This is a genomic window from Micromonospora sp. BQ32 (assembly GCF_059358895.1).
The window spans coordinates 52,582-75,550 of the sequence record NZ_JCADBI010000015.1; the positions used below are offsets into that span (position 1 = coordinate 52,582).

Sequence of the window (22,969 nt, forward strand, 5' to 3'; positions counted from 1 at the left end):
GCAGAGACGGCACCTAGTACGCAAGATGGTCACCGTGTCAGCAGGCCGTCATCGCATGCGTTCGAAACTCCACCTAGCCGCCGCCGCCGCAACGGCGGGGGTGCTCGTCGTGACGACGGGCGCGTGGTTCGGCTATCGGGAGTTGATCCAGCCCAGTTGCTCGGGGGAGATCCGACTCGCCGTGGCGGTCGCCTCCGAACTCGCGCCAGCGGTGGACGCCGCCGCGTCCCAGTGGGTCAAGGATGGCGCCGCGGTCGGTCCGACCTGCATCCGCGTCGACGTCTCCGCGTCCGACCCGGTCGACGTGGCGGCCGTGGTGGCGGCCAAGCACGGCGCTGTGCTGGCCGGTGTGGGGCAGGCCAGTGGCACCGCCGTCAGCCCCGACGTCTGGGTGCCCGACTCCTCGACCTGGCTGCTGCGGTTGAAGAAGGACGCGACCGCGTTCGCTCCGACCAACGGCGCGTCCATCGCGCGCAGCCCCATCGTCGTCGCGATGCCCGAGCCAATCGCCACCCGGCTGGGTTGGCCGGACAAGAAGTTCAACTGGACCGACCTGCTCAAGCAGGTCAACAACACCAGCGCGCCGCTGCGGACCGGGATCGTCGAGCCGACCCGCGACGCGGCCGGCCTGTCCGGGCTGCTCTCGCTGACCGCGGCCGCCAACGGCGCCGGCGGCGACGCCCAGCGCAACACCGTCGGCGCGCTCCGCGCGCTGGCCACCGGGCGCTCGTCGCTCCGCAACGACCTGCTGGCCCGCTTCCCGACGGCCAACGACTCGACGTCCATCGCCAGTGGTCTCGGCGCGGCGGCCCTGTCCGAAGAAGACGTGATGGCGTACAACAGCAAGAAGCCGCCGGTGCCGCTCGCCGCGCTCTACATGGAGCCGGCGCCGATGCCGCTGGACTACCCGTACGCGGTGCTGCCCGGCATCGAGCCGAGCAAGGCGTCGGCGGCCAAGGTGCTGTTCGAGCTGCTCACCAGCCCGACCTTCCGCGACCGGCTCGCCGCGCAGTCGCTGCGCGCGCCGGACGGCAACTGGGGCGAGGGTTTCAAGGCGCCGCAGGGTGCGCCGAGCCCGTCCGGTGGCGCGCCCACCGCACCGGCGAACGGCGGCACCGCGGCGGGTGGCCTGGACCCGGCCGCCATCCAGCGGGTCGTCTCCAGCTGGTCGATCGCCACCCAGTCCGGTCGGATGCTGGCCGTCATCGACGTCTCCGGCTCGATGAAGGACCCGGTGCCCAGCGCCAACAACCGCAGCCGGGAGGAGGTCACCGTGGACGCGGCCCGTCGCGGCCTCGGCCTCTTCGACGACTCCTGGTCGATCGGTCTGTGGACCTTCTCCACCCAGCTCGTCGGCAACCGGGACTATCGGGAGCTGGTCCCGATCGGGCCGCTCTCCGGCCAGCGGGCCCAGTTGGAGGGCGCGCTCGCCACCGTCAAGCCCTCCAGCGGCGACACCGGCCTCTACGACACCATGCTGGCCGCGTACCAGGCGGTGCAGGAGAACTGGCAGCCTGGCCGGGTCAACTCGATCGTGCTGTTCACCGACGGCAAGAACGAGGACAACAACGGGCTCAACCAGCAGCAGCTGCTGGCCAAGCTCAAGCAGCTCGCCGACCCGGAGCGACCGGTCCAGGTCATCATGATCGGTATCGGCGAGGGCGTCAGCAAGGCAGAGCTGGAATCGATCACCAAGGTGACCGGTGGCGACGTCTTCGTCACCAAGGACCCGAGCGAGATCGGCAGCATCTTCCTCAGCGCCATCGCACGGCGTCCGCCAGCACCGCGCTGATCCGACGCTCAGACGTCCAGGGGCCTGCCGTACCGTCGATTCGGTGTGGCAGGCCCCTTTTCGGCCAGCAGGTTGTTGAAAAAAAGTGACGGCAATACGTCGGAAGCAATCGGCAGTCATAGTTGTCAAGGCAGGATGTCGACTGTTCCGGCATAGTCGGTCCGCCTCCGGTCCGACCCGTCGGCCGGGGCCATCCTGTACAGAGTGGGAGGGCCGGTGAGCGTGGCGACACTGTTGACCCCCGCCACGTCGGCGGAGCCGAGCGGTCGACGCGCCGGGCTGGTGGCGCGCGCCGACGAACGGTCCTACGTCCGGGTCCTGGTGGTGCTGGACACCACCGTCCTCATCATCGCGTTGCTGATCGGGTACGTCACCCGTTTCGGTGACGACGAGCCGACCGGCTCGCAGATCCCGTACGTACTGGTCGCCCCCGGGTTGGTGCTGGCCTGGCTGATCTCGCTCAAGGCGCTCGGCTGCTACGACGACCGGGTCATCGGCTACGGGGCGGACGAGTACCGGCGGGTCAGCTCCGCCAGCCTGCGCCTGGCCGGGGCGATCGCCATCATCGGCTACATCGCCGACGTCGGCGTCTCCCGGGGCTTCCTGGGCATCTCCTTCGCGGTGGGCACCGTCGGGCTGGAGGTGGCGCGGTTCGCCGCCCGCAAGCGGCTGCACCGGGCCCGTTCGCTCGGCACCGGCTGGTCGCGCAAGGTGCTGGTGGTCGGCGACACCGCCCACGTGTTGGAGCTGGTCCACACGCTGCGCCGCGAGCCGTACGCCGGCTACCAGGTGGTGGGCGCCTGCATCCCGGACGCGCTGCTCGCGCCGGTGGCGCAGCGGCTGGGGGACGTGCCGGTGGTGGGGTCGTTCCGGGGCATCCCGGAGGCCGCCACCGCGATCGGCGCGGACACGGTCGCGGTGACCGCCTCCGGTGAGCTGACCGCGACCCGGCTGCGCCGCCTCGGCTGGCAGTTGGAGGGGACCGGCGTCGACCTGGTCGTGGCACCCGCGCTGACCGACGTCGCCGGCCCGCGGATCCACACCCGCCCGGTCGCCGGCCTGCCACTGATCCACGTCGAGGCGCCCGAGTTCCGTGGGGCCCGCAAGCTGGTGAAGGGTCTCGTCGACCGGTCTGTCTCGTCGCTGGCGCTGGCGCTGCTGCTGCCGTTGATCGCGTTCATCGCCCTGGCCATCAAACTGGACAGCCGCGGCCCGGTGCTGTTCCGACAGGTCCGGGTCGGCCGGGGCGGGCAGGAGTTCGGTGTTTTCAAGTTCCGCACCATGGTGGTGAACGCGGACGCGCTGCTCGCCGAGTTGACCGCGCGCAACGAGACCGACGGCCTGATGTTCAAAATGCGCCACGACCCCCGGGTGACCCGCGTCGGCCGGCTGCTGCGCAAATGGTCACTGGACGAGCTGCCGCAACTGGTCAACGTGCTGCTGGGTCAGATGAGCCTGGTCGGGCCCCGCCCGCCGCTGCCCTCGGAGGTGGCCCGCTACGACGGTGACGTGGCCCGGCGGCTGCTGGTCAAGCCCGGCATGACCGGCCTGTGGCAGGTCAGTGGCCGCTCCGACCTGAGCTGGGAGGACGGCATCCGGCTCGACCTCTACTACGTGGAGAACTGGTCCCTCGCCGCCGACCTCACCATTCTCTGGAAGACCTTCGGCGCGGTGCTGAACGGCCGGGGAGCGTACTGACCACCGGTCACGGTTGCGGGCCGGTCCAGTCCAGGCAGACGACCACCGCGTCGTCGACCAGGTCACCGGCCACGAACGCGCGCAGATCACCGATCAGCGACCGGACGGCGTCCAGGGGCGCCATCGGCCCGGTCCGCCGCAGGAACCGGTCCAGTGCCGTCTCGCCGTAGCGCATCTGCTGGCCGGTGGCCTCCACCACCCCGTCGCTGACCACGAAGAGCCGGTCCCCGCGCTCCAGCGGGAACTTCTGCTCGTGGTAGTCGGTTGCCTCGAACATGCCCAGCGGAAACTGCGCCTCCAGGGGCTGCTCGGTGACGTCCCCGTCGCGGAGCAGGACCAGTCGGGGTGACCCGGCGTCCACCACGGTCATCAACCCGGAGCGCAGGTCCAGCTCCATCAGCAACGCGGAGAGGTGCTGCTCGCCCCGGTACAGGTCGTAGATGGCCTGGTCGGCGAGGGCGGCCTGGTCGCCCAGGCTCAGCCCGGCCCGCCGCGCGTTGCGCAGCGCGTGGGTGGCCAGCGAGGTGAGCAGGGAGGCGGCCACGCCCTCACCGGTGCCGTTGATGGTGGACAACCAGAGCCGTTCCCCGTCGTCGGACCAGTCGAAGCTGTCGCCGCGCACCGCGTACGCCGGCTCCAACTGCCCGGCCAGGCTGAACGAGGGACGGATCCGGCTGCGGCCGGGGAGCAGGTCCCACTGCATCTCGGCGGCCAGGGTGAGGCGCTGGGTGCGCCGAGCCGCCCGATAGACGTCGGTGCCGGCGGAGACCGCCGCCACCTCGTGCGCGAGCGCCGTGGCGATCTCGGCCAGTGCGCCGACCACCTCCCGGTCGTCCGGAACGGGTGACAGGCGCAGCACCCCTCGACGCTCGCCACGCATAGTGACCGGGAACCAGGCGATGCCGTCGGTCAGTATCGGCGACTGGTGGTCGAAGGCGCGCCAGGCCGGGTGCCCGGGGCTCGTGATCGAGTCGGCGTCATTGAGCGGCAGCAGCTCCGCGAGCCGGTAGTCGACCTGGTAGAGCTCGACCTCGGTGATCCCGTACGCCCGGGCCAGGACCTCTCCGATACCATCGACGAGCCGGTCAGCTGGTGTCTCGTTCAGGGCACGTCGTGCCTGATTGACCGGTTCGCTCATCGTCGCTCCCTCGTGAAAGCTCGACCACCAGTGGGTTCGGAGTACTCTCGGGCCACCATGGCCGAACTGAACCGTCCGACGGACCCCGAGACGAGTATGGCTGCCGCGCTGGACGCGGCGGCCGCTGCCCTGCTGGGCATCTGGGAATCCGCCCGGGAGGGGACCGCCAACCGGGTCTCCGGGCCCCAACTACGGGCCGTGATGGTGGTGGAGCAGTCCGACGGGATCAACCTGCGTCGGCTCGCCACCCGACTCGACATGCTGCTCAGCTCCGCCAGCCGCCTCTGCGACCGGCTGGTCGCCGCCGGCATGCTGGAGCGCGAGCCGGGCCGCTTCGACCGGCGGGAGATCTCGCTGCACCTCACCCCGGAGGCCCGCCGGCTCCTCGCCGAGCTGCGGGCCGACCGCCAGGCACAACTCTCCGCCGTGCTGACCGGGATGAGCCAGGAGGGCCGCGACGCGCTGCTGCGCGGGATGCGGGAGTTCGACGAGGCCGCCCGCCGCCAGCAGGCGCTCAACGCGTCGACGGCGAGCGAGTCCACGGGCCCGGGGGAGTCGACGGGCCAGGGGGACTGGCCGGACGACCCGGACCGGCCCGGTGGGCGGTCGGGGGACCGGTCGGTCGATTCGGGCTGGCAGACCACAGCGGTGTGGACGGGCTCGACGGGCGGCCCGGAACGATCGGTCGGCAACACCCGGGAATGGTCGGCCGGCGACCCGCCGGTGGCGCGTACCGCCTGATCAAGCCGGCCGGGCCGTCGCCCGTCGGTCATGCCGGCGCCGACGCGCCCACGGCCAGCATGGCGATGTCGTCGTGGGCCTGCCCGTCCCGCCAGTCATCGACCGCCCGGAGCACCCGGTCGATCAGCGCGGCCGGCGGTTGCCCGGCCGCCGACCCGAGCGCGGCACGCAACCGGGCCTCGCCGAACATCGCCGCGTCGCGCGGGCCGCGCGCCTCGGTAACCCCATCGGTGTACGCGAGCAGCAGGTCGCCCGAATCGAGGTGCACCCGGGTCTCGGCGAACCGTGCGGCTGTCAGCGCCCCCACCGGCATGCCACCGACCGGCACCGTGCTGACCGTGCCGTCGGCGGTGACCAGCAGTGGCGCCGGGTGCCCCCCGCCGGCGATCCGGACGTCCAGCCCGGCCGGCCCCCGGTCCAGGGAACCGAGCAGCAGGGTGGTGAACTGGTTGCGCCGCGCGGCGTCCGGCGCGTCGAACAGCGCCTGGTTGAGCAGGCGGATCAGCTCCAGCGGGCGTTGCTCGACGAGCCGCAGTGTCTGCAACGACTGGCGGACCCGGCCGGTCAGCACCGCCGCGCCCACGCCCTTGCCACAGACGTCGCCGAGCGCGAACAGGGCGCCGCGCGGGTGCGGGAACACCTCGTAGAAGTCGCCGCCGATGCGCAGAGTGTCGCCCGCTGCCCGGTAGCCGCCGGCCAGGGTGACGCCGGGCACGACGGGCAACTCGGGCGGGAGCAGACTGGTTTGCAGCACCCGGGCCAGGTGGGCCTGCTCACCGTGCAGGTCGGCGGTGGCCAGCGCGGCACCCGCTCGGGCGGCGAACTCCCGGGCCAGCTCCACGTCGCGCGGGTCGAAGCCGGCCCGCCCTTGCCGACGGATGAGCAGTAGCGCACCGGCCGACCCGCTCGGGCTGAGCAGTGGGCTGACCAGCACTATGCCCGGCGGGCCGAAGCCGGGCGGCAGCAGGTCGGCCAGGTCGGCGCGCGGGGCGTCCGGCCAGGGGCCCGGTTCGGCGGGTTCGCCGGCCAGCGCCTCGGCCAGCCCGGGCACGGAGCTGGTCAGCGCGGGACTGGCCAGCCCGGTGGCCGGGGCGGGCTCACCGTCGGCGTACCGGATCCAGCGGGCGTGCGGCTCGGTCGGCGCGGTCGGTCGGGGCAGCGCCACGGCGACGTCGGCCAGGTAGGGAACGGCGAGCGTGGTGGTGGCCTGGAGAACCTGCTCCCGGTGCAGGGCCAGCGCCAGCCGGCTGCCGGCCTGGGCGAGGAACGCGGTGCGGGAGCGTTCGGCGAGCAGGGCGTCGGCGCGGGTGTGCTCCTCGGTGACGTCGCGGACATACCACGCCCAGCGGGAGCCGGCGAGTTGCCGCCGGACGCCGCGCAGTCGCCGGCCATGGTGGTCGGCGTCGAAGCGGTCAGCGCCGCTGGCCACCGCCCGGGCCAGGGCCGCCACCGGGCAGCCGGCCAGCTCGGTGCCGGCGTCGATCTCCGGGATCAGCTCGGCCGCCATGGCGTTGACCAGGGTGACCCGGCCGGTCCCGTCCGTTGTCAGCACCGCCTCGGCGAGCCCGTCGAGCAGCTCGCGGGCCAACCGCTCGTCGGCCGGCAGCGGGGTGCCGCCGGGTTGCCGGGTCGTGGTCACCGCCGGACGCCGGCTCGCGTCTGACGACGTGTGCGCATGCTGCTTCTCGACTCCTCACCGGGGATCGTTGCCTGGGAGCAAGCGTACCGATCCTCCCCGACGGCGGCCCACGGCGCGGGGTGGCGATCAGCCGGAGCGGGCCAGCCAGCCAGCGGGTTGGGCGACGATCCGGCGGGCCACCGATCCGGCGGCGCCTACCGCGGCGGCCTCCGCGCCGAGCGTCGACGGCCGGACCGTGACCGGCGACCAGGCGGCGGTGAGCACCCGGGCGTCGATCTCGGCGAGGACCGGGGGGCACAACCAGGGTGCGAGCGCCGCGTAACCGCCACCGAGCACCACGGTGTCCAGGTCGAGCAGGTTGACGACGCCGGCCACCGCCACGCCGAGCGCCGTTCCGGCGTCGTGCAGCGCCCGCAGCGCATCGGCGTCGCCGGCCTCGGCCAACTCGGCGAGCCGGGCCGTCGCGGTGTCCGCGGGAAGCTCCGCCCGGGCCAGCCCGGCGGCGGACACGATCGCCTCCTGCCCGGCGTACTGCTCCAGGCAGCCCTGCCCGCCGCAGCGGCACGGACGGCCCTCGGGGTGCACCGGAAGGTGCCCGATCTCGCCGCTCCACCCGCGTACGCCGCGGAACAGCGCACCGTCCAGCACGATGCCGGCGCCGATGCCCACCTCTCCGGAGATGTGCAGGAAGCTGGACGGGCCGGGTGGCCGAGAGTGCAGCTCGCCGAGCGCGGCGAGGTTCGCCTCGTTGTCCACCACCAGCGCTGGGATGCCGGGCACCTCTTCGATCAGCGGCGGGTGCTGGGCGAGCAGCGCGGGCACCGGCACGTCGCGCCAGCCGAGGTTCGGCGCGAGCCGGACCAGCCCGGCGTCGTCCACCAGGCCGGGCACCGCGAGCGCTGCCCCGACCAGGGTGAGGCCGTCCTGGGCAGCGTCGTCGCGGGCTGCCCCGGCCATCTCGACCAGGCGGGCCAGGGCGTCGGCGGGGGCCACCGGGCGCAGGTCGGCCCGGTGCACCGTGCGGTGCCGGACCTGGCCGGCGAGATCCACCACGCAGACCGCCAGGTAGTCGACGTTGACCTCCAGGCCGAGCCCGGCCGGCCCCTGATCGGCCAGGACCAGTCCGCGCGCCGGGCGGCCGGCGCCCGAGCGGGGCGCGGGGTCGGACTCACTGACCAGCCGGCCGGCGAGCAGGTCCTCGACCACCGCGGACACGGTGGCTCTGGTCAGGCCGGTAGCGGTCGCCAGGTCGGCCCGGGAGGGAGGTCGGTCGGCCGCGGCGATCCGGCCGAGGACCAGGGCGAGGTTGAGCTCGCGCAGGCTGCCCTGACGGACTGCGCCGGCCGGGGCGTGGGTGAGGCTCACCCCTTGACAGTGCCATAGGGTGGGCAAATAATTCAATCGCTGAACAAATAGCGGACAACACCACCCCGGAGGTCGCTCATGGCACCCCGTCCCACCCCCGCCGACAAGTTCTCCTTCGGGCTCTGGACCGTGGGCTGGCAGGCCCGTGACCCGTTCGGTGACGCCACCCGTCCCGAGCTCGACGCGGTCGAGGCAGTGCACCGGCTCGCGGAGCTGGGCGCGTACGGCATCACCTTCCACGACGACGACCTGATCCCGTTCGGCGTCGACGCCGCCACCCGTGACCAGCACATCGCCCGGTTCCGCAAGGCGCTCGACGAGACCGGCCTCGTGGTGCCCATGGTCACCACCAACCTCTTCACCCACCCGATCTTCAAGGACGGCGGCTTCACCAGCAACGACCGCGACGTCCGCCGGTTCGCGCTGCGCAAGGTGCTGCGCCAGGTCGACCTGGCCGCCGAGCTGGGCGCGAGCACCTTCGTCATGTGGGGTGGCCGCGAGGGCTCCGAGTACGACCTCGCCAAGGACGTCCGCGCCGCCCTGGACCGCTACCGCGAGGCCGTGGACCTGCTCACCCAGTACGTCATCGACAAGGGCTACAACATGCGGTTCGCCCTCGAGCCCAAGCCCAACGAGCCGCGCGGCGACATCCTGCTGCCCACCATCGGGCACGCGCTCGGCTTCATCTCCCAGCTGGCCCACCCGGAGATGGTCGGCCTCAACCCGGAGGTCGGCCACGAGCAGATGGCCGGGCTCAACTACGCCCACGGCATCGCCCAGGCGCTCTGGCAGGGCAAGCTGTTCCACCTGGACCTCAACGGCCAGCGCGGCATCAAGTACGACCAGGACCTGGTCTTCGGTCACGGTGACCTGATGAACGCGTTCGCCCTGGTGGACCTCCTGGAGAACGGCGGCCCCAACGGCGGGCCGACCTACGACGGGCCGCGGCACTTCGACTACAAGCCCTCCCGCACCGAGGACATGGACGGCGTGTGGGCCTCCGCGGCGGCCAACATGAGCACCTACCTGCTGCTCAAGGAGCGCGCGGCGGCGTTCCGCGCCGACCCCGAGGTGATCGAGGCGCTCGCCGCCAGCAAGGTCGGCGAGCTGAGCACGCCGACGCTGGGCGAGGGCGAGAGCTACGACCAGTTCCTGGCCGACCGGTCCGCGTTCGAGGATGTCGACGTCGACGCGGTGGCCGCCCGGGGCTTCGCCTTCGTCCGGCTCAACCAGCTCGCCGTCGAGCACCTGCTCGGCGCCCGCTGAGGCCCCGCCATGCCGTTGGTCGCAGGCGTTGACTCGTCCACCCAGTCCTGCAAGGTGGTGATCCGGGACGCGGAGACCGGCGCCCTGCTCCGGCAGGGCCGGGCACCGCATCCGGACGGCACGGAGGTCGACCCGGAAGCCTGGTGGCAGGCGCTGCGCAGCGCCGCCGACCAGGCCGGTGGGCTGGCCGACGTGGCGGCGATCTCCGTCGCCGGCCAGCAGCACGGCATGGTGTGTCTCGACGAGGACGGCCGGGTGGTCCGCCCGGCGCTGCTGTGGAACGACACCCGATCCGCCGACGCCGCCGCCGACCTCATCGAGGAGGCCGGCGGCGGCTCGGTCGGGAGCCGGTTCTGGGCCGAGGCCACCGGCAGCGTTCCGGTGGCCAGCTTCACCCTGACCAAACTGCGGTGGTTGGCCAGGCACGAGCCGGAGCTGGCCGCCCGGGTGGCCGCCGTCTGCCTGCCACACGACTGGCTGACCTGGCGGCTGGCCGGCGCACCGGGGTTGGGCGCGCTGCGTACCGACCGGGGCGATGCCAGCGGCACCAGCTACTGGTCGCCGGCGACCGGTGACTACCGACTGGACCTGCTGGAGCAGGGCTTCGGCCGGCGGTTGGTGGTGCCCGAGGTGCTCGGTCCGGCCGAGTCGGCGGGGAAGCTCGCCGACGAGCTGGGCGGGCCGGGCGGTGCGCTGCTCGGCGCGGGCACCGGGGACAACGCCGCTGCCGCGCTGGGTGTCGGGGCCGGGCCGGGTGACGTGATCGTCTCGATCGGCACCTCCGGCACCGTGTTCAGCGTCGCGGACGTTCCCGCGGCCGACGAGAGCGGCGCCGTGGCGGGCTTCGCCGACGCGTCCGGTCGTTTCCTGCCGCTGGTCGCCACGCTCAACGCCGCCCGGGTGCTGGACGCCGCCGCCGCGATGCTCGGCGTCAACCTGGACGAGCTGGCCCAGCTGGCGCTCTCCGCGCCAGCCGGGGCGAACGGGCTGGTCATGGTGCCGTACCTGGAGGGTGAGCGGACGCCGAACCGGCCGCTCGCCACCGGCGCGGTGCACGGCCTGACCCTGCGCACCTCGACCCCCGCGCACCTGGCGCGGGCCGCCGTGGAGGGCATGCTCTGCGCCCTCGCCGACGGCCTGGACGCGTTGACCGCGCAGGGTGCCGTCGCCCGCCGGGTCATCCTGATCGGCGGCGGGGCCCGGTCGGCCGCAGTGCGTCAGATCGCCCCGCAGGTCTTCGGCTGCCCGGTCGTCGTCCCGCCAGCGGGGGAGTACGTCGCCGACGGGGCCGCCCGGCAGGCCGCCTGGGTCGCCCTGGGCGGTGCCGAGCCGCCGGTCTGGGCGGTCGAGGGCACCGAGGAGTACGCCGCCGCGGCCGTCCCCGCCGTCCGCGACCAGTACGCCGCGGCTCGCGGGTTGGTGCTCGACCGACGCTGAACGTCGGGATCGACGCGGGTGGGTGCCGGTCGACGGTGACCGGCACCACCCGCGTGACGATCACCTCCACGGAGTCTGGTTGGCTGCCGGTCATGACGGTGAGCAGTGGCGGGCCCGACCTGCGCCCGCACGGCCGGGGCGGTGGGCCGGCGCACCGGCTGTACAGCGTCGTGGTGTTCGTGCTGCTCGCCTCACTGGACAACGTGGCGATCGGGCTGGTCCCCCCGCTCTACGGCCCGATCTCCGACGCGTTCGACGTGTCCGGGCGGCTGCTCGGCGTGGTCACCGCGGTCAGCTTCCTGGTCAGCGCGGTCGCGGCGGTCGGCTGGGCGTACGTCGGGGACCGGACCAACCGCAAGCCGCTGCTCATGCTCGGCACCCTCCTCTGGGCGGCGGGCACCGGCGGTAGCGCGCTGGCCGGCGGCTACCTGACGTTCCTGGCCGCGCAGCTGGTCGCGGCGGTCGGCCTCGGCGCGGTCGGCTCGGTGGGTTTCTCCGTGGTCACCGACCTGATCTCACCGACCCGGCGAGGGCTGGTGATGAGCTTCTGGGGGCTCTCCCAGGGGGTCGGCACCCTCGCGGGCACCCTCGTCGGCGGGCTGCTCGGGGCGGCCGACTGGCGGCGGCCGTTCCTGGTGTTGACCGGTGTCGGCCTGGTCGCCACCGTGGCCTACCTGTTCACGTACGACATCCGACGTGGTCAGAGCGAGCCGGAACTGGCCGGCAGGTTGGACGCCGGCGCCGAGTACGACTACCGGATCAGCCGCGCCGACCTGCCGCGCATCCTGGCCCGGCGGACCAACCGGTGGCTGATCCTGCAGGGGCTGACCGCGCAGGCCGCGTTCGGCTCGCTGGTCTGGCTGCCGGTGCTCTTCGCCGAACGGGCCGAGGCGCAGGGTTACTCGACGTCGACCGCGGTCATGGTGGGCAGCGTCTTCGCCACTCTCTTCCAGCTCGGTGGGGTGCTGTCCATCGTGGGTGGCTTGATCGGCGACGCGATGCAACGGCGTACGCCGCGCGGGCGGGCACTTGTCGCCTCGGTCGGCATCCTCGCCGCGCTGCCGTTCTACCTGGTGTTGTTCTTCGTCCCGGTGACCATCGACGTCCCGGACGGCGCGAGCGGCGGCGCGGTGGTCGGTGCGGTGCTGGCCAGTGTGTTCACCGAGCCGTCGGTCGGGCTGAGCCTGCTCACCGCGATTGTGGCCCTGGCGTTGACCTCGGCCAACTCGCCGAACTGGTTCGCCCTGATCGCCGATGTCAACCCGCCGGAGCACCGGGGCACGGTCTACAGCCTGGGCAACCTGGTCAACGGGGTCGGTCGCGCGGCCGGCAACGGTCTGATCGGGGTGGCCTTCCAGGCGCTGCGAACGGCGTTCCCGCCACCGCTGAACTTCGCCGTCGGGCTGGCCGCGTTCCAGCTCTTCTTCATCCCGACCGGTGTCATGTACTGGCTCGCCTCGCGGACCTCACCGGCGGACATCGACAACGTGCACGACCTGCTACACACCCGAGCCGACCGCCTCTGACCCCGCCCCCGTCCCGTCCCGTCAATGCCCGCCTTTGTCGGGACGGTAAGCGCAAGATCGCGGGGCGGGGGGCGGTCCGGCCCGTCGATCATGGAGTTATGGTGCCTGGCTTGATGCCTTACGGGTCAATTGTCACCCACCACAACTCCATGATCGACGGGGTGGGGCGGGACCGGGCGAGGCGGGGCGGGACGGGGCGAGGCGGGGCGGGACGGGACGGGGCGAGGCGGGACGGGGCGGGACGAGGCCCCCATACCGACGACCGAAACTGCAAGATCGGCGCGGCGCGGCGTCGGGGACACGTTCGGTGTGCGGTTCCGAGGACTAGGCGTCCCCGCACATCCTGTGCCACTCAAGATCGCGCTACTTCTTGTTCTAGTTGCCTTCCGGCGGGCCGAGGCCACTGCATCCTGGAAGTAGTGCGATCTTGAGGGTGCAGGGTGCAGGGTGCAGGGTGCAGGGTGCGGGCGCGCGGCGGGCGGGCGTGAATCGTTTACGGCATCAGCTCCATAGTGAGCCGGTCCACACCGACCGGCCCGCCCGCGAGTACCGCCGAACGGGCCGGTCGGCGGTGGGTCAGCCTCGCAGCCAGACGGTCACGTCGGCCGGGATCGTGCCGTCGTCGTCCAGGGGCGCGCTGGCGGCCAGCACCTCGGCGCCGGCCGGCACCGGCACCGGGGTGGCACCGAAGTTGGTCAGCACGGTCAGCTCACCGTTGCGGAAGCTCAGCACCTCGTCGCTGGAGGACAACCACTCCAGGGTGCCGCGACCCAGTCCGTGCGCGCGACGCAACCGCAGCGCGGTGCGGTACAGCTCGTACGTCGAGCCGGGCACGTCGCGCTGGCGGTCCAGCGCGTACTCCGCCCAGAGCGCGGGCTGCGGCAGCCAGCTCGCGTCGGTCGGCCCGAAGCCGTACGACGGGGCGTCGGCCTCCCACGGGATCGGCACCCGGCAGCCGTCCCGGCCGCGCTGGGTGTGCCCGCTGCGCGCCCAGGTCGGGTCCTGTCGGGCCTCGTCGGGCAGGGTGGTGTGCTCGGGCAGTCCCAGCTCCTCGCCCTGGTAGAGGTACGCCGAGCCGGGCAGCGCGAGCATCAGCAGGGTGGCCGCCCGGGCCCGGCGCAGGCCGAGCGCGGCGTCCGGCTGCGGGTCGCCGATGCCGATGCCGTTGGGGCGTACGGTGCCGACCGGCAGGCCGAGCCGGGAGGCGTGCCGCACCACGTCGTGGTTGGACAGCACCCAGGTCGTCGGAGCGCCCACCGAGTCGGTCGCCTCCAACGAGCGGGTGATCACCGCGTACTGGGCCGGTGCGGTCCACGCGGCGAGCAGGTACTCGAAGTTGAACGCCTGGTGCATCTCGTCCGGGCGGACGTAGCGGGCCAGCCGCTCGGCCGGCTCCACCCAGGCTTCGGCGACCAGCACCCGCTCACCGGGGTAGCTGTCCAGGACCTGTCGCCACTGCCGGTAGATCTCGTGTACGCCGTCCTGGTCCCACATCGGCGGGCGCGGCTTGTCGATCTCATTGCCGGAGAGGATCTCCTGCGGCTCCTGCCAGTCGGCCAGGTCGGCCTGCTTGATGAGGCCGTGCGCCACGTCGACCCGGAAGCCGTCCACGCCGCGGTCCAGCCAGAACCGCAGCACGTCCAGGAACTCCGCGTGCACCTCCGGGTTGTCCCAGTTGAGGTCCGGCTGCCCGGTGTCGAACAGGTGCAGGTACCACTGGCCGGGCTGCCCGTCGGGGTCGACCGTCCGGGTCCAGGCTGGGCCACCGAAGACGCTCTGCCAGTCGTTCGGCGGCTGGTCGCCGGCCGGGCCACGGCCGTCCCGGAAGATGTACCGCGACCGTTCCGGGCTGCCGGGCGCGGCCGGCAGCGCGGCCTGGAACCAGCGATGCGCCGAGGAGGTGTGGTTCGGCACCAGGTCGACGATCACCCGCAGGTTGCGGGACCGGGCCTCGGCGATCAGCTTGTCCGCGTCGGCGAGGGTGCCGAACAGCGGGTCGATGTCGCGGTAGTCGGCCACGTCGTAGCCGGCGTCGGCCTGCGGCGAGGGGTAGAAGGGGGATAGCCACACCGCGTCCACGCCCAGCTCGACCAGGTGGTCGAGGCGGGCGGTGATGCCGGGCAGGTCACCAATTCCGTCCCCGTCCGAGTCGGCGAACGAGCGGGGGTAGATCTGGTAGATGGCGGCCTCGGTCCACCAGCCGGTGGCCCGGTGACCGGAGGGGGTCTGCTGCGTCGGATCGGTGTTCAGGGTCGTCTCCCGTGTTGCGGTGTGTGGAATTCAGTGTGCCCGGGGCGGTGCGGTCGAATCCCGGACCACCAACCGAGTGGGCAGGACCACCGGAGTGTCGCAACCGGCGCCCCGCTGACTGACGATGGGGCCCAGCGGTCGTGCCCCGAGCGGGTCGAGCAGCATCTGGGCGGCCAACCGGCCCTGCTCGGCGGCGGGCTGTGCGACGGTGCTGAGTCCGAGCACACCGGCCAGGTCGTGGTCGTCGATGCCGACCACGCTGACGTCCTGCGGCACCCGCAGTCCGACCTCGCGCAGGGCGGTCAGCGCGCCCATCGCCATCTCGTCGCAGGCGGCGACGATCGCGGTCGGCGGCTCGCCGCGGGCCAGCAGCTCGGCGGTGGCCCGGTTGCCGCCGTCGATGGTGAAGGTGGATTCGATGTCCAGGGTCGGGTCGGGTCGCAGGCCGGCGGAGCGCAGCGCCGCCTGGTAACCCCGGCGTCGGTCGAGGTGGGTGGTGAAGGCCAACTCGTCGTCCGGGTCGCCGGAGATGTGGGCGATCCGGTGATGGCCGAGGTCGATCAGATGTTTGGTCGCGACCCGCGCGGCCGCCACGTCGTCGATCCGTACGCACGGCCAGTTGGGTACCCTGCTGCCCGAGCTGATGGTGACTCCGGGCAGTTCCAGCGTGGCGAGCGCGGTCAGGTCGGCCGGACGCAGCGGTGTGGCGACCAACATCATGGCGTCTACCCGCTTGTGCAGGTTGGCCGTACGCAGGACCCGCTGGCGGACCTGCTCCCGGCCGCCCAGGTTGTAGAGCAGCAGGTCGTAGCCGGACTGGTGAAGGTACTCCTCGACCGCCTCGACGACGGTGCTGAAGAACCAGCGGGTGATCCGGGGGACCACCACCGCGACCGTGCCGGTCCGGCCGCCGGCGAGCCGGGATGCGCTCGGCGAGACCTCGTAGTCCAGCTGCTCGGCGGCGGCGAGTACCCGGCGCCGGGTGGCGGCCGAGACCGTCGGCAGTCCGCGCAGCGCCCGCGAGACGGTGGCCGTGGACACTCCGGCCAGCCGGGCCACATCATCGATCCTCGTCACGGTTTCTCCCGCTCCGGTGCCCGGAGCGCCCGCCGCCGCCCGAGGGGCCAGGCGGCGGCGGGCGCGCGGGTCAGCCCTTGACGCTGCCGGCGAGCAGACCTCGCACGAAGAAGCGCTGCAGGGACAGGAACACGATGAGCGGTACGACGATGCTGACGAACGCACCGGCGGTCAGGCGCTGCCACTCGTTGCCCCGGGTGCCGGCCATCTCGGCGAGCCGGACGGTGAGCGGAGCGGTCTCGTCGCCGCCGCCCGCGAAGATCAGCGCGACCAGCAGGTCGTTCCAGACCCAGAGGAACTGGAAGATGCCGAACGCCGCCAGCGCCGGGGTGATCAGCGGCAGCACGATGGTGCGGAAGATCTTCGGGTGGGTGGCCCCGTCGACCCGGGCCGCCTCCATCAGGTCCCCCGGCAGTTGCGAGATGAAGTTGTGCAGCAGGAAGACGGCGAACGGAAGCGCGAAGCAGGTGTGGGCGAACCACACCTGGGCGAATTTCTGCTCGTCGACCAGGTCCCAGGCCGGCATCAGGGTGACGCCGCCGAGGGTGACCCCGGTGGAGAAGAACTTCAGCAGCGGCACCAGAGCCATCTGCAGCGGCACGATCTGCAACGCGAAGATCGCGATGTAGAGCCAGTCCCGCCCCCGGAACTTGATCCAGGCCAGCGCGTACGCGGCGAGGGACGCGAAGGCGAGCGGGAAGAGCACCGACGGGATGGTGATCGCCAGCGAGTTGATGAAGGAGCCGGCGAGCTGGCCGGAGGACGCCGAACGCCCGAACAGGACCTGCTCGTAGTTCTCGAAGGTGAACTGCGGGTTGGTGAAGGCCGTCCACCAGCCGGTGGTCTTGATCTCGTCCTCCGGGCGGAGGGAGGAGACGAGCAGGCCGAAGGTCGGGATGGTCCAGACCACCGCGATGACGATCGAGACGAGCGTCGCGGTGCGGCTGTTCAACCGCTTGCGGACCCGGCCGGCCGTGGTGGTCGGGGTGCCGTCGGTCTTCTGGGTGCCGGCGGCGACGGTGGGCGTTGCGGTCGTCATCTCAGCCCTCCCGCTGTTGACGGAGGTTGCGGATCTGGTAGATCACGACCGGGATGACCAGGATGAAGAGGAAGACCGCGAGCGCGGAACCCTGTCCGCTCTGGCCGTACCGGAATGCCTGGTTGTACATCTCGTTGGCGATCACGCTGGTGTCGTAGTTGCCGTTCGTCGAGGTCCGGACGATGTCGAAGACCTTGAGCGTGGCGATCGTGAGGGTCACCATCACGACGATCAACGCCGGTCGGATGCTCGGCATGGTGATCTGCCAGAACATCTGCCAGGGGCTGACACCGTCGAGCCGGGCGGCTTCGACGATGTCGCCGGGGATCGCCTTGATCGCGGCGGAGAGCACCACCATGGCGAAGCCGGCCTGGATCCAGATCATGATGACGATCAGCAGCAGCGTGTTCAGGGGTGATTCGAGCAGCCACGCCTTGGGCTCACCGCCGAGGCTGACCACGATCTGGTTGAGCAGACCGATCTGGTCGCCCTCACCCCGGTAGGCGTAGACGAACTTCCAGATGATGCTGGCGCCGACGAAGGAGATGGCCATCGGCAGGAAGATCAGTGACTTGGCCACGGCCTCGAACCGGGCCTTGTCCACCAGTACGGCGTAGATCAGGCCGAACCCGGTCGCCACCAGCGGAACCAGGAGCACCCAGACCAGGGTGTTGATCAGGACCCGGACCATCGCGTCGTCAGAGAACAAGAAGCCGTAGTTGCGCAGCCCCACCCACTCGGTGCTGTCCCCGTTCATCAGGGAGAGCAGCACGGTGCGGATGGCCGGCACGACAAGTCCGATGGCGAGCAGCAGCAGCGTCGGCAGCAGGAAGAAGATCGCGAAGATTCCCTCCCGCTGCCTGGGTCGGCGGGGCAGTGGAGCACCACTCACCGAGGCGGCGACGAGCTGTGCCTCCCGTCGCCGGGCGAACCAGGCCGGCACCACATCGAGCAGTAGCAGCAGACCGCCCACCACCAACACGAAGGCGACCAGCCCGTACATCAGCATGAGGAACTTCGGCTGCTGATCGGCGAAGTCGAACTTCATCAACCCTCCCTTCCGGGTCCACCTCGGCCGGTGGCCCGGCCCGCGAACGCGGACCGGGCCACCGTCGGGATCACTTAGGCCAGCTGCTCTCGATGCCCTGGAGCACCGGGGCGGTCGCCTTGCCGTTCAGCCACTCGACCATGCCCTTCCAGAACGTTCCCGCGCCGACGGCGGCCGGCATCAGGTCGGATCCGTCGAAGCGGAAGGTGCCCGTCTTGTCCTGGAGGATCTGGACGGAGAGCTTGTCGATCGGGCTGGCGACGTTGGCGATGTCCAGCTTGTTGTTCGCCGTCACCCAGTTGCCGAGCTTCGCGCGGCTGTTCACGTACTCCGCCGAGACGAGGTAGGTCTGCACCGCCTGGACCTCGGGACGGTCGGCGTAGCCGACGACGAACTCGCCCGCGCCCAGCACCGGCTTGCCCTTGGCCGGGTCGATGGCCGGGAAGTAGAAGGCGAACGCGTCGCCGTCCTCGGCCACCTTGGTGCCCTCGGGGAACTGGTTGGCGTAGAACGACGCCTGTCGGTGCATCGCGCACTTGCCGGTGGTCACCGGCAGGCCCGCCTCCTGGAAGGCGGTGGTGGTGATGCTCTTGACGCCGCCGAAGCCGCCGTTGACGTACTTCTCGTTCTTGAGGATGCTGCCGGCGCGGTCAACCGCGTCGACGATCTTCGGGTCGTTGAACGGGATGGCGTGGGTGGTCCACTGGTCGTAGACCTCGGGACCCTGCGTACGCAGGACCACGTCCTCGATCCAGTCGGTGGCCGGCCAGCCGGTGGCGTCACCGGACTCGACGCCCGCGCACCACGGCTTGGTGCCGCTGGCGGCGATCTTGTCGCTCAGGGCGATGAGCTGGTCCCAGGTGGTCGGAACCTCCCAGCCCTTCTCCTTGAACGTCTTCGGCGAGTACCAGACGAAGGACTTCACGTTGGCGCCGAGCGGCACGCCGTAGAGCGTCCCGTTCACGGTGCCGTACTTCAGCCAGTCGGCCGGCATGTTCTGCTCGGCGAGGGCCTTGGTGTCGGCGCCGAGGGACTTCAGCTTGCCGGCGTCCGCGAAACGCTTCACGAGGCCCGGCTGCGGCACGAAGGCGATGTCGGGGGCGTTGCCACCGTCGACCCGGACGGGGAGCTGGGCCTCGAACTCGCCGCTGCCCTCGTAGTCGATCTCGATGCCGGTGCAATCGGTGAACTGCGACCACGACCGCTCAAGCAGGTCGGCCTCGGCGTCACGGATGGACGCGTAGATGGAGACCTTCTTGCCGTCGTGGCCCTGGTACTTCTCGTATGCGGCGCACTCCGCGGAGCCCGCTTTGCTGCTCTTCTTGTCGTCGCCGGTACCGCAGGCGGTGGCGCTGAGCGCCAGCCCGAGTACACCGGCGATCACGAAGGCCTGGCGTGGTCTGGTAAAGACCGCCATGCCGTCCTCCTTCCTAGCCGGCGCGGTCGTGCTGGTGACCCGTCGCCGGTCCGATTGGGCGTGCACACATGTAAGCGCTTGCATCCGGCCCGGTCCACCCCCTGTCAGACACGAGCGAGTAACAATCCGGAAACCTGCGGGCTGCCTGGTGGGCGCGCTACCGGGACATGCTGGGGACTCTTTCGAAGATTGACGATATCTGTCAGGCTGAGCGCACCGGATCGAAGGTTTTCGACATAGGAGGAGCTGTATGCGAAAGCGGTGGATCAGCCTGCTGGTGACGGGTCTCTTCGTCGGGGGAGCGCTGGTGCCGGCGACTCCGGCGCTGGCCGCGCCGACCTTCAAGGTGCCGTTCCCGTGCGGCCAGTCCTGGTCCGGGCAGACCCGGTCGGACCACAGCCCGGCGTACGCCGTCGACTTCAACCGCACCGACGACCTCGGCGACCCGGTGGTCGCCAGCGCCCCCGGCACGGTCGACCGGGTCACCGACCTCGGCGGCACCAGCTACGGCAAGTACGTCCGGATCAACCACGGCGGCGGTTACAGCACCTACTACGCGCACCTCAACGGCTTCAACGTCTCGGTCGGGCAGACCGTCGGGTACGGCAAGGTGCTCGGCTGGGTCGGTAGCACCGGAGGCTCGACCGGCCCACACCTGCACTACGAGCAGCGCCTCAACGGCGCCGACATCCAGGTCCGCTTCAACGGCACCCTCGCGCTGTACTGGGGCACCAAGAGCTACACCAGTAACAACGGGTGCTCCTCGGGCGGCGGCAATGGCACGGTCGACACCAGCGGCACGCCACTGACCGTCCGCTCCGGCCCCGGGACCGGGTACGCCTCGGTGGGCACCGTCGCCGACGGCACCCGGGTGACCATCGCCTGCCAGACCAGTGGCACCACGGTCACCGGCACCTACGGCACCAGCTCGATCTGGGACCGGATCGGTTCCGGCCGCTACATCGCCGACGCGTACGTGTACACCGGCTCCGACGGCTACATCCCCGGGGTGCCCCGCTGCTGACCCGACGAACGGCCACGGTCCCCGGCGGGCGCCGCCGTCGGGGACCGGTGGGTCAGGTGTTCAGCTGCCAGATCGACAGGTTCAACGCGGCGGCGAAGGTGACCCAGGCCCAGTAGGGCAGCAACAGCGCCGCCGCCACCCGGGACACCCGGGCGAACAGCACCACGGTCAGGCCGATCGCCAGCCACATCAGCACGATCTCGGCGAACGCTAGCCCGTACTGCCCCGCGCCGAAGAACAGCGGGGTCCAGATCGCGTTGAGCACCAGTTGGGCGGTCCACGCCCAGAGGGCGGGGGAGAAGCCGACCCGCCGCCAGACCAGCCAGCCGGCCACCGCGACCAGCGCGTACAGCAGCGACCAGACCGGGCCGAAGAGCCACGAGGGCGGGGCCCAGCCGGGCTGCCGCAGGCTCGCGTACTCGTCGGTGGTGCCCTGCACGCCCAGCCCGCCGATCGCGGCCGCGACGAAGACCGCCGCCGCGAAGCCGACGAGGGCCCACCACGCTCGCCGCCCGGTGGTCGCCGGTGCGTCCCGAGATATCTCCATGGTCGAGATATTTCCTTCCGTCGTCGGCTCAAACCGCTCAGCGGAGGGCGGTTCAGGGGCGCCGACCACCCACGAAAAAGCGCCGGGATCGCCGCAGCCGGTGCTTCTGTCGGGAGGACGAAGCTCCGGTCGCGGCGACCCCGGCGGGTCCCGGTCTCAAGGCTGAAGAACGCTAATTGAAGATGCTGACACCACCCGGGCCGACCAACAGCCCGACGACGATGAGGACGATGCCCCACAGGATCTGCCGGCGGAACAGCGCGAGGATGCCGGCGACCACGAGTACGACTGCGAGAATCCAGAGAATCAGCTCCATGACCTCTGACTACCCGACTGGCCGATCGGGGAAACCTGGTCGGTGTCGAGTTGATCGCCAACGTGGAAGACGCTGTACGCCTGCTTGATCACCGGGTGTGCGACGTTGCGGACGCGTACCCCGCCGGGGGTCGTGCCGCGCTCGGTGCCGGCGTGCGCGTGCCCGTGCACGGCCAGCGCCGTGGGCGCCGAGTCGATCGCCTGCCCCAACTGGTACGACCCCAGGAACGGGTAGATCTCCAACGGTTCGCCGGCCAGCGTGTCCGGCACCGGCGAGTAGTGGGTGAGCGCGACGAGCATGTCGCAGTCCAGCGAGCGCAGCGCCTCACCCAGACGGTCCGCGCTGTCGGTGGTGGTCCGCACGAATGCCTTCATCTCCGGCTCGCCGAAGTCACTCGCGCACCGCCCGGCGAACCCACCGCCGAAGCCCTTGACGCCGGCGATGCCGAGCCGGCCGCCCGCGCAGTCCAGCACGACGCCGTTGCCCTCCAGCACGGTGATGCCCGCGTCCTCCAGCACCTTGACCACCTGTGGCACCTGGTCACACTGGTGATCGTGGTTGCCGAGCACGGTCACCACCGGTACGGCCAACCCACCGAACTCCTCCGCCACGCAGCGCGCCTCGGCCTCGGTGCCGTGCCGGGTCAGGTCCCCGGCCAGCAACAGCACGTCGGCGCACTCCGGCAGCTCCTCCAACGCCGGTCGGAACCGGCCGACCACGTCCTCGTCCAGATGCACGTCGCCCACAGCGGCGATCCGGATCACCATGGAACCTCCCTCAGGGCAGTTGCTCGATCTCCGTGGGCGCCTCGACGCGGATCACCCCGATGTCGCTGGTGATCGGCACGTCCGGGAAGCGTTCGGACACCCGACGCAGGATCTCCTCCCGCCGGTGCGGGCTCTCCACCTCGCCGTAGAGCACGAGGGCGCGTTCCCGTCGCACCACGGTGATGCCCTGTTCGGCGACGGCCGGGTCCTCGACGAGCAACCGTTGGATCTCCGCTTCGACGTACTCGTCCGGTGGCCCGGCACCGATGTCGCGATGGTGGGTCACGATGTCCCCTCTCCTGGCTGGGTGCCGGCAGTCGGCACCACCTCCAGCCGGTCCAGCAGCACCAGGAACGCCTCGGCGTACGGCGAGTGCTGCGTCTCCTTGCGTACCCGTTCCCAGTCGATCTGCTCCCGCAGCGAGCGGGCCAGCGGCAGACCGCGGGCGAAGTCGCAGTAGTGCTGGGAGAAACTGAGCAGTTTGTGCACCATCAACTGGGTGGCGGACAGCACCGGCATGTGAATCGCGTCCACCGGCCGGACGACCGTGTCGGCGAACGTCTCCTCGGTCACCGGTGTCTCGATCGGCCGGTGGATCAGGTCCACCATCCGGCCGTCGTCGAAGACCTTGACCAGCCAGTCCTCCGGTGGACGCTCGGCGACGAAGCCGGCGGCCACCAGCGCCTCCAGCGCCTGCTCGACGTCGGCCTCCCGGATCAGGAAGTCGACGTCGTGATCGCTGGAGTGCCCCCCGTGGGCGTAGACGGCGAAGCTGCCGCCCAGGGCGAACGGGATCTCGGACTGCTTGAGCACGGCGGCGACCTTCTTGAGGGTGTGCACCAGACTCTCGTCCCCGCGCTCAGCCATCTGGTTCCTCCGTCG

At 71.3% G+C, this 22,969-nt stretch carries 19 protein-coding genes and 1 pseudogene; 7 read left to right on the forward strand and 13 right to left on the reverse strand.

The window, feature by feature from the left end:
* Positions 1–34 precede the first annotated feature (34 nt).
* Complete coding sequence (locus tag AC5L30_RS25040) at positions 35–1,792, forward strand: substrate-binding domain-containing protein (protein WP_494870075.1); 1,758 nt, start codon at positions 35–37, stop codon at positions 1,790–1,792.
* 216 nt (positions 1,793–2,008) lie between these two features.
* Positions 2,009–3,490, forward strand: coding sequence for a sugar transferase (locus AC5L30_RS25045; protein WP_494870076.1), 1,482 nt, complete (start codon positions 2,009–2,011; stop codon positions 3,488–3,490).
* Between the two features lie 7 nt (positions 3,491–3,497).
* On the opposite strand, the gene AC5L30_RS25050 is transcribed toward AC5L30_RS25045, so the two are convergent.
* Positions 3,498–4,628, reverse strand: a complete 1,131-nt coding sequence (locus AC5L30_RS25050) for a PP2C family protein-serine/threonine phosphatase (RefSeq protein WP_494870077.1) — start codon at positions 4,626–4,628, stop codon at positions 3,498–3,500.
* Positions 4,629–4,685: 57 nt separating this feature from the next.
* Here AC5L30_RS25050 and AC5L30_RS25055 point away from each other — a divergent pair, with 57 nt between their 5' ends.
* Positions 4,686–5,369, forward strand: coding sequence for a MarR family winged helix-turn-helix transcriptional regulator (locus AC5L30_RS25055; RefSeq protein WP_494870078.1), 684 nt, complete (start codon positions 4,686–4,688; stop codon positions 5,367–5,369).
* A 28-nt stretch (positions 5,370–5,397) separates the two neighbouring features.
* On the opposite strand, the gene AC5L30_RS25060 is transcribed toward AC5L30_RS25055, so the two are convergent.
* Both AC5L30_RS25060 and AC5L30_RS25065 read right to left on the reverse strand, forming a co-directional pair.
* Positions 5,398–7,008, reverse strand: coding sequence for a PP2C family protein-serine/threonine phosphatase (locus tag AC5L30_RS25060; RefSeq protein WP_494870079.1), 1,611 nt, complete (start codon positions 7,006–7,008; stop codon positions 5,398–5,400).
* Positions 7,009–7,134: 126 nt separating this feature from the next.
* On the reverse strand, positions 7,135–8,373 hold the full coding sequence (locus AC5L30_RS25065) for an ROK family transcriptional regulator (protein ID WP_494870080.1): 1,239 nt from the start codon (positions 8,371–8,373) through the stop codon (positions 7,135–7,137).
* 78 nt (positions 8,374–8,451) lie between these two features.
* On the opposite strand from AC5L30_RS25065, the gene xylA reads away from it, so the two are divergent.
* The 3 genes from xylA (at position 8,452) to AC5L30_RS25080 (ending at position 12,602) form a co-directional block, all read left to right on the forward strand.
* On the forward strand, positions 8,452–9,639 hold the full coding sequence (gene xylA, locus AC5L30_RS25070) for a xylose isomerase (protein ID WP_494870081.1): 1,188 nt from the start codon (positions 8,452–8,454) through the stop codon (positions 9,637–9,639).
* 9 nt (positions 9,640–9,648) lie between these two features.
* A complete protein-coding gene (xylB, locus tag AC5L30_RS25075) occupies positions 9,649–11,076 on the forward strand; it encodes a xylulokinase (RefSeq protein ID WP_494870082.1) in 1,428 nt (475 codons plus the stop codon).
* 92 nt (positions 11,077–11,168) lie between these two features.
* Positions 11,169–12,602: an MFS transporter gene (locus AC5L30_RS25080; protein WP_494870083.1), complete on the forward strand. Its 1,434-nt coding sequence runs from the start codon at positions 11,169–11,171 to the stop codon at positions 12,600–12,602.
* A 576-nt stretch (positions 12,603–13,178) separates the two neighbouring features.
* Here AC5L30_RS25080 and AC5L30_RS25085 read toward each other — a convergent pair.
* The 5 genes from AC5L30_RS25085 to AC5L30_RS25105 form a co-directional block, all read right to left on the reverse strand.
* Positions 13,179–14,852: a glycoside hydrolase family 13 protein gene (locus tag AC5L30_RS25085; protein ID WP_494870171.1), complete on the reverse strand. Its 1,674-nt coding sequence runs from the start codon at positions 14,850–14,852 to the stop codon at positions 13,179–13,181.
* 30 nt (positions 14,853–14,882) lie between these two features.
* Positions 14,883–15,929 (reverse strand): LacI family DNA-binding transcriptional regulator, encoded by a 1,047-nt coding sequence (locus AC5L30_RS25090; RefSeq protein WP_494870084.1) that lies wholly within the window; start codon positions 15,927–15,929, stop codon positions 14,883–14,885.
* A 70-nt stretch (positions 15,930–15,999) separates the two neighbouring features.
* Entirely contained in the window at positions 16,000–16,968 is a 969-nt protein-coding gene (locus AC5L30_RS25095) for a carbohydrate ABC transporter permease (RefSeq protein WP_238658018.1), read from the reverse strand.
* Position 16,969: 1 nt separating this feature from the next.
* Positions 16,970–18,016, reverse strand: coding sequence for a carbohydrate ABC transporter permease (locus AC5L30_RS25100; RefSeq protein ID WP_494870085.1), 1,047 nt, complete (start codon positions 18,014–18,016; stop codon positions 16,970–16,972).
* A 70-nt stretch (positions 18,017–18,086) separates the two neighbouring features.
* Positions 18,087–19,433 (reverse strand): ABC transporter substrate-binding protein, encoded by a 1,347-nt coding sequence (locus tag AC5L30_RS25105; protein WP_494870086.1) that lies wholly within the window; start codon positions 19,431–19,433, stop codon positions 18,087–18,089.
* A 250-nt stretch (positions 19,434–19,683) separates the two neighbouring features.
* Here AC5L30_RS25105 and AC5L30_RS25110 point away from each other — a divergent pair, with 250 nt between their 5' ends.
* Positions 19,684–20,457: a M23 family metallopeptidase gene (locus AC5L30_RS25110; protein WP_494870087.1), complete on the forward strand. Its 774-nt coding sequence runs from the start codon at positions 19,684–19,686 to the stop codon at positions 20,455–20,457.
* Between the two features lie 52 nt (positions 20,458–20,509).
* Here AC5L30_RS25110 and AC5L30_RS25115 read toward each other — a convergent pair whose 3' ends face one another.
* The 5 genes and pseudogenes from AC5L30_RS25115 to AC5L30_RS25135 all read right to left on the reverse strand — a co-directional run.
* A complete protein-coding gene (locus tag AC5L30_RS25115; protein WP_494870088.1) occupies positions 20,510–21,004 on the reverse strand; it encodes a TspO/MBR family protein in 495 nt (164 codons plus the stop codon).
* Positions 21,005–21,176: 172 nt separating this feature from the next.
* Positions 21,177–21,320: a GPGG-motif small membrane protein gene (locus AC5L30_RS25120; RefSeq protein WP_007464364.1), complete on the reverse strand. Its 144-nt coding sequence runs from the start codon at positions 21,318–21,320 to the stop codon at positions 21,177–21,179.
* The gene (locus tag AC5L30_RS25125; protein WP_494870089.1) at positions 21,311–22,087 is read right to left on the reverse strand and encodes a metallophosphoesterase family protein; all 777 of its coding nucleotides are present in this window, start codon (positions 22,085–22,087) and stop codon (positions 21,311–21,313) included. Before AC5L30_RS25125 ends, AC5L30_RS25120 begins: the two co-directional genes overlap by 10 nt.
* Positions 22,088–22,097: 10 nt before the next feature.
* The gene (locus AC5L30_RS25130) at positions 22,098–22,373 is read right to left on the reverse strand and encodes a hypothetical protein (protein ID WP_494870090.1); all 276 of its coding nucleotides are present in this window, start codon (positions 22,371–22,373) and stop codon (positions 22,098–22,100) included.
* A pseudogene (locus AC5L30_RS25135) lies at positions 22,370–22,957 on the reverse strand (nucleotidyltransferase); the annotation flags it as partial. The pseudogene AC5L30_RS25135 and the gene AC5L30_RS25130, both read right to left, overlap by 4 nt.
* Positions 22,958–22,969: the final 12 nt, after the last annotated feature.

Bases quoted from the DNA above. Each gene is read 5' to 3' on its own strand.
- AC5L30_RS25120 (WP_007464364.1), bottom strand. From the start codon at position 21,320: ATGGAGCTGATTCTCTGGATTCTCGCAGTCGTACTCGTGGTCGCCGGC.
- AC5L30_RS25100 (WP_494870085.1), bottom strand. From the start codon at position 18,016: ATGAAGTTCGACTTCGCCGATCAGCAGCCGAAGTTCCTCATGCTGATG.
- AC5L30_RS25050 (WP_494870077.1), bottom strand. From the start codon at position 4,628: ATGAGCGAACCGGTCAATCAGGCACGACGTGCCCTGAACGAGACACCA.
- AC5L30_RS25055 (WP_494870078.1), top strand. From the start codon at position 4,686: ATGGCCGAACTGAACCGTCCGACGGACCCCGAGACGAGTATGGCTGCC.
- xylA (WP_494870081.1), top strand. From the start codon at position 8,452: ATGGCACCCCGTCCCACCCCCGCCGACAAGTTCTCCTTCGGGCTCTGG.
- AC5L30_RS25110 (WP_494870087.1), top strand. From the start codon at position 19,684: ATGCGAAAGCGGTGGATCAGCCTGCTGGTGACGGGTCTCTTCGTCGGG.
- xylB (WP_494870082.1), top strand. From the start codon at position 9,649: ATGCCGTTGGTCGCAGGCGTTGACTCGTCCACCCAGTCCTGCAAGGTG.
- AC5L30_RS25115 (WP_494870088.1), bottom strand. From the start codon at position 21,004: ATGGAGATATCTCGGGACGCACCGGCGACCACCGGGCGGCGAGCGTGG.
- AC5L30_RS25095 (WP_238658018.1), bottom strand. From the start codon at position 16,968: ATGACGACCGCAACGCCCACCGTCGCCGCCGGCACCCAGAAGACCGAC.
- AC5L30_RS25125 (WP_494870089.1), bottom strand. From the start codon at position 22,087: ATGGTGATCCGGATCGCCGCTGTGGGCGACGTGCATCTGGACGAGGAC.
- AC5L30_RS25105 (WP_494870086.1), bottom strand. From the start codon at position 19,433: ATGGCGGTCTTTACCAGACCACGCCAGGCCTTCGTGATCGCCGGTGTA.
- AC5L30_RS25080 (WP_494870083.1), top strand. From the start codon at position 11,169: ATGACGGTGAGCAGTGGCGGGCCCGACCTGCGCCCGCACGGCCGGGGC.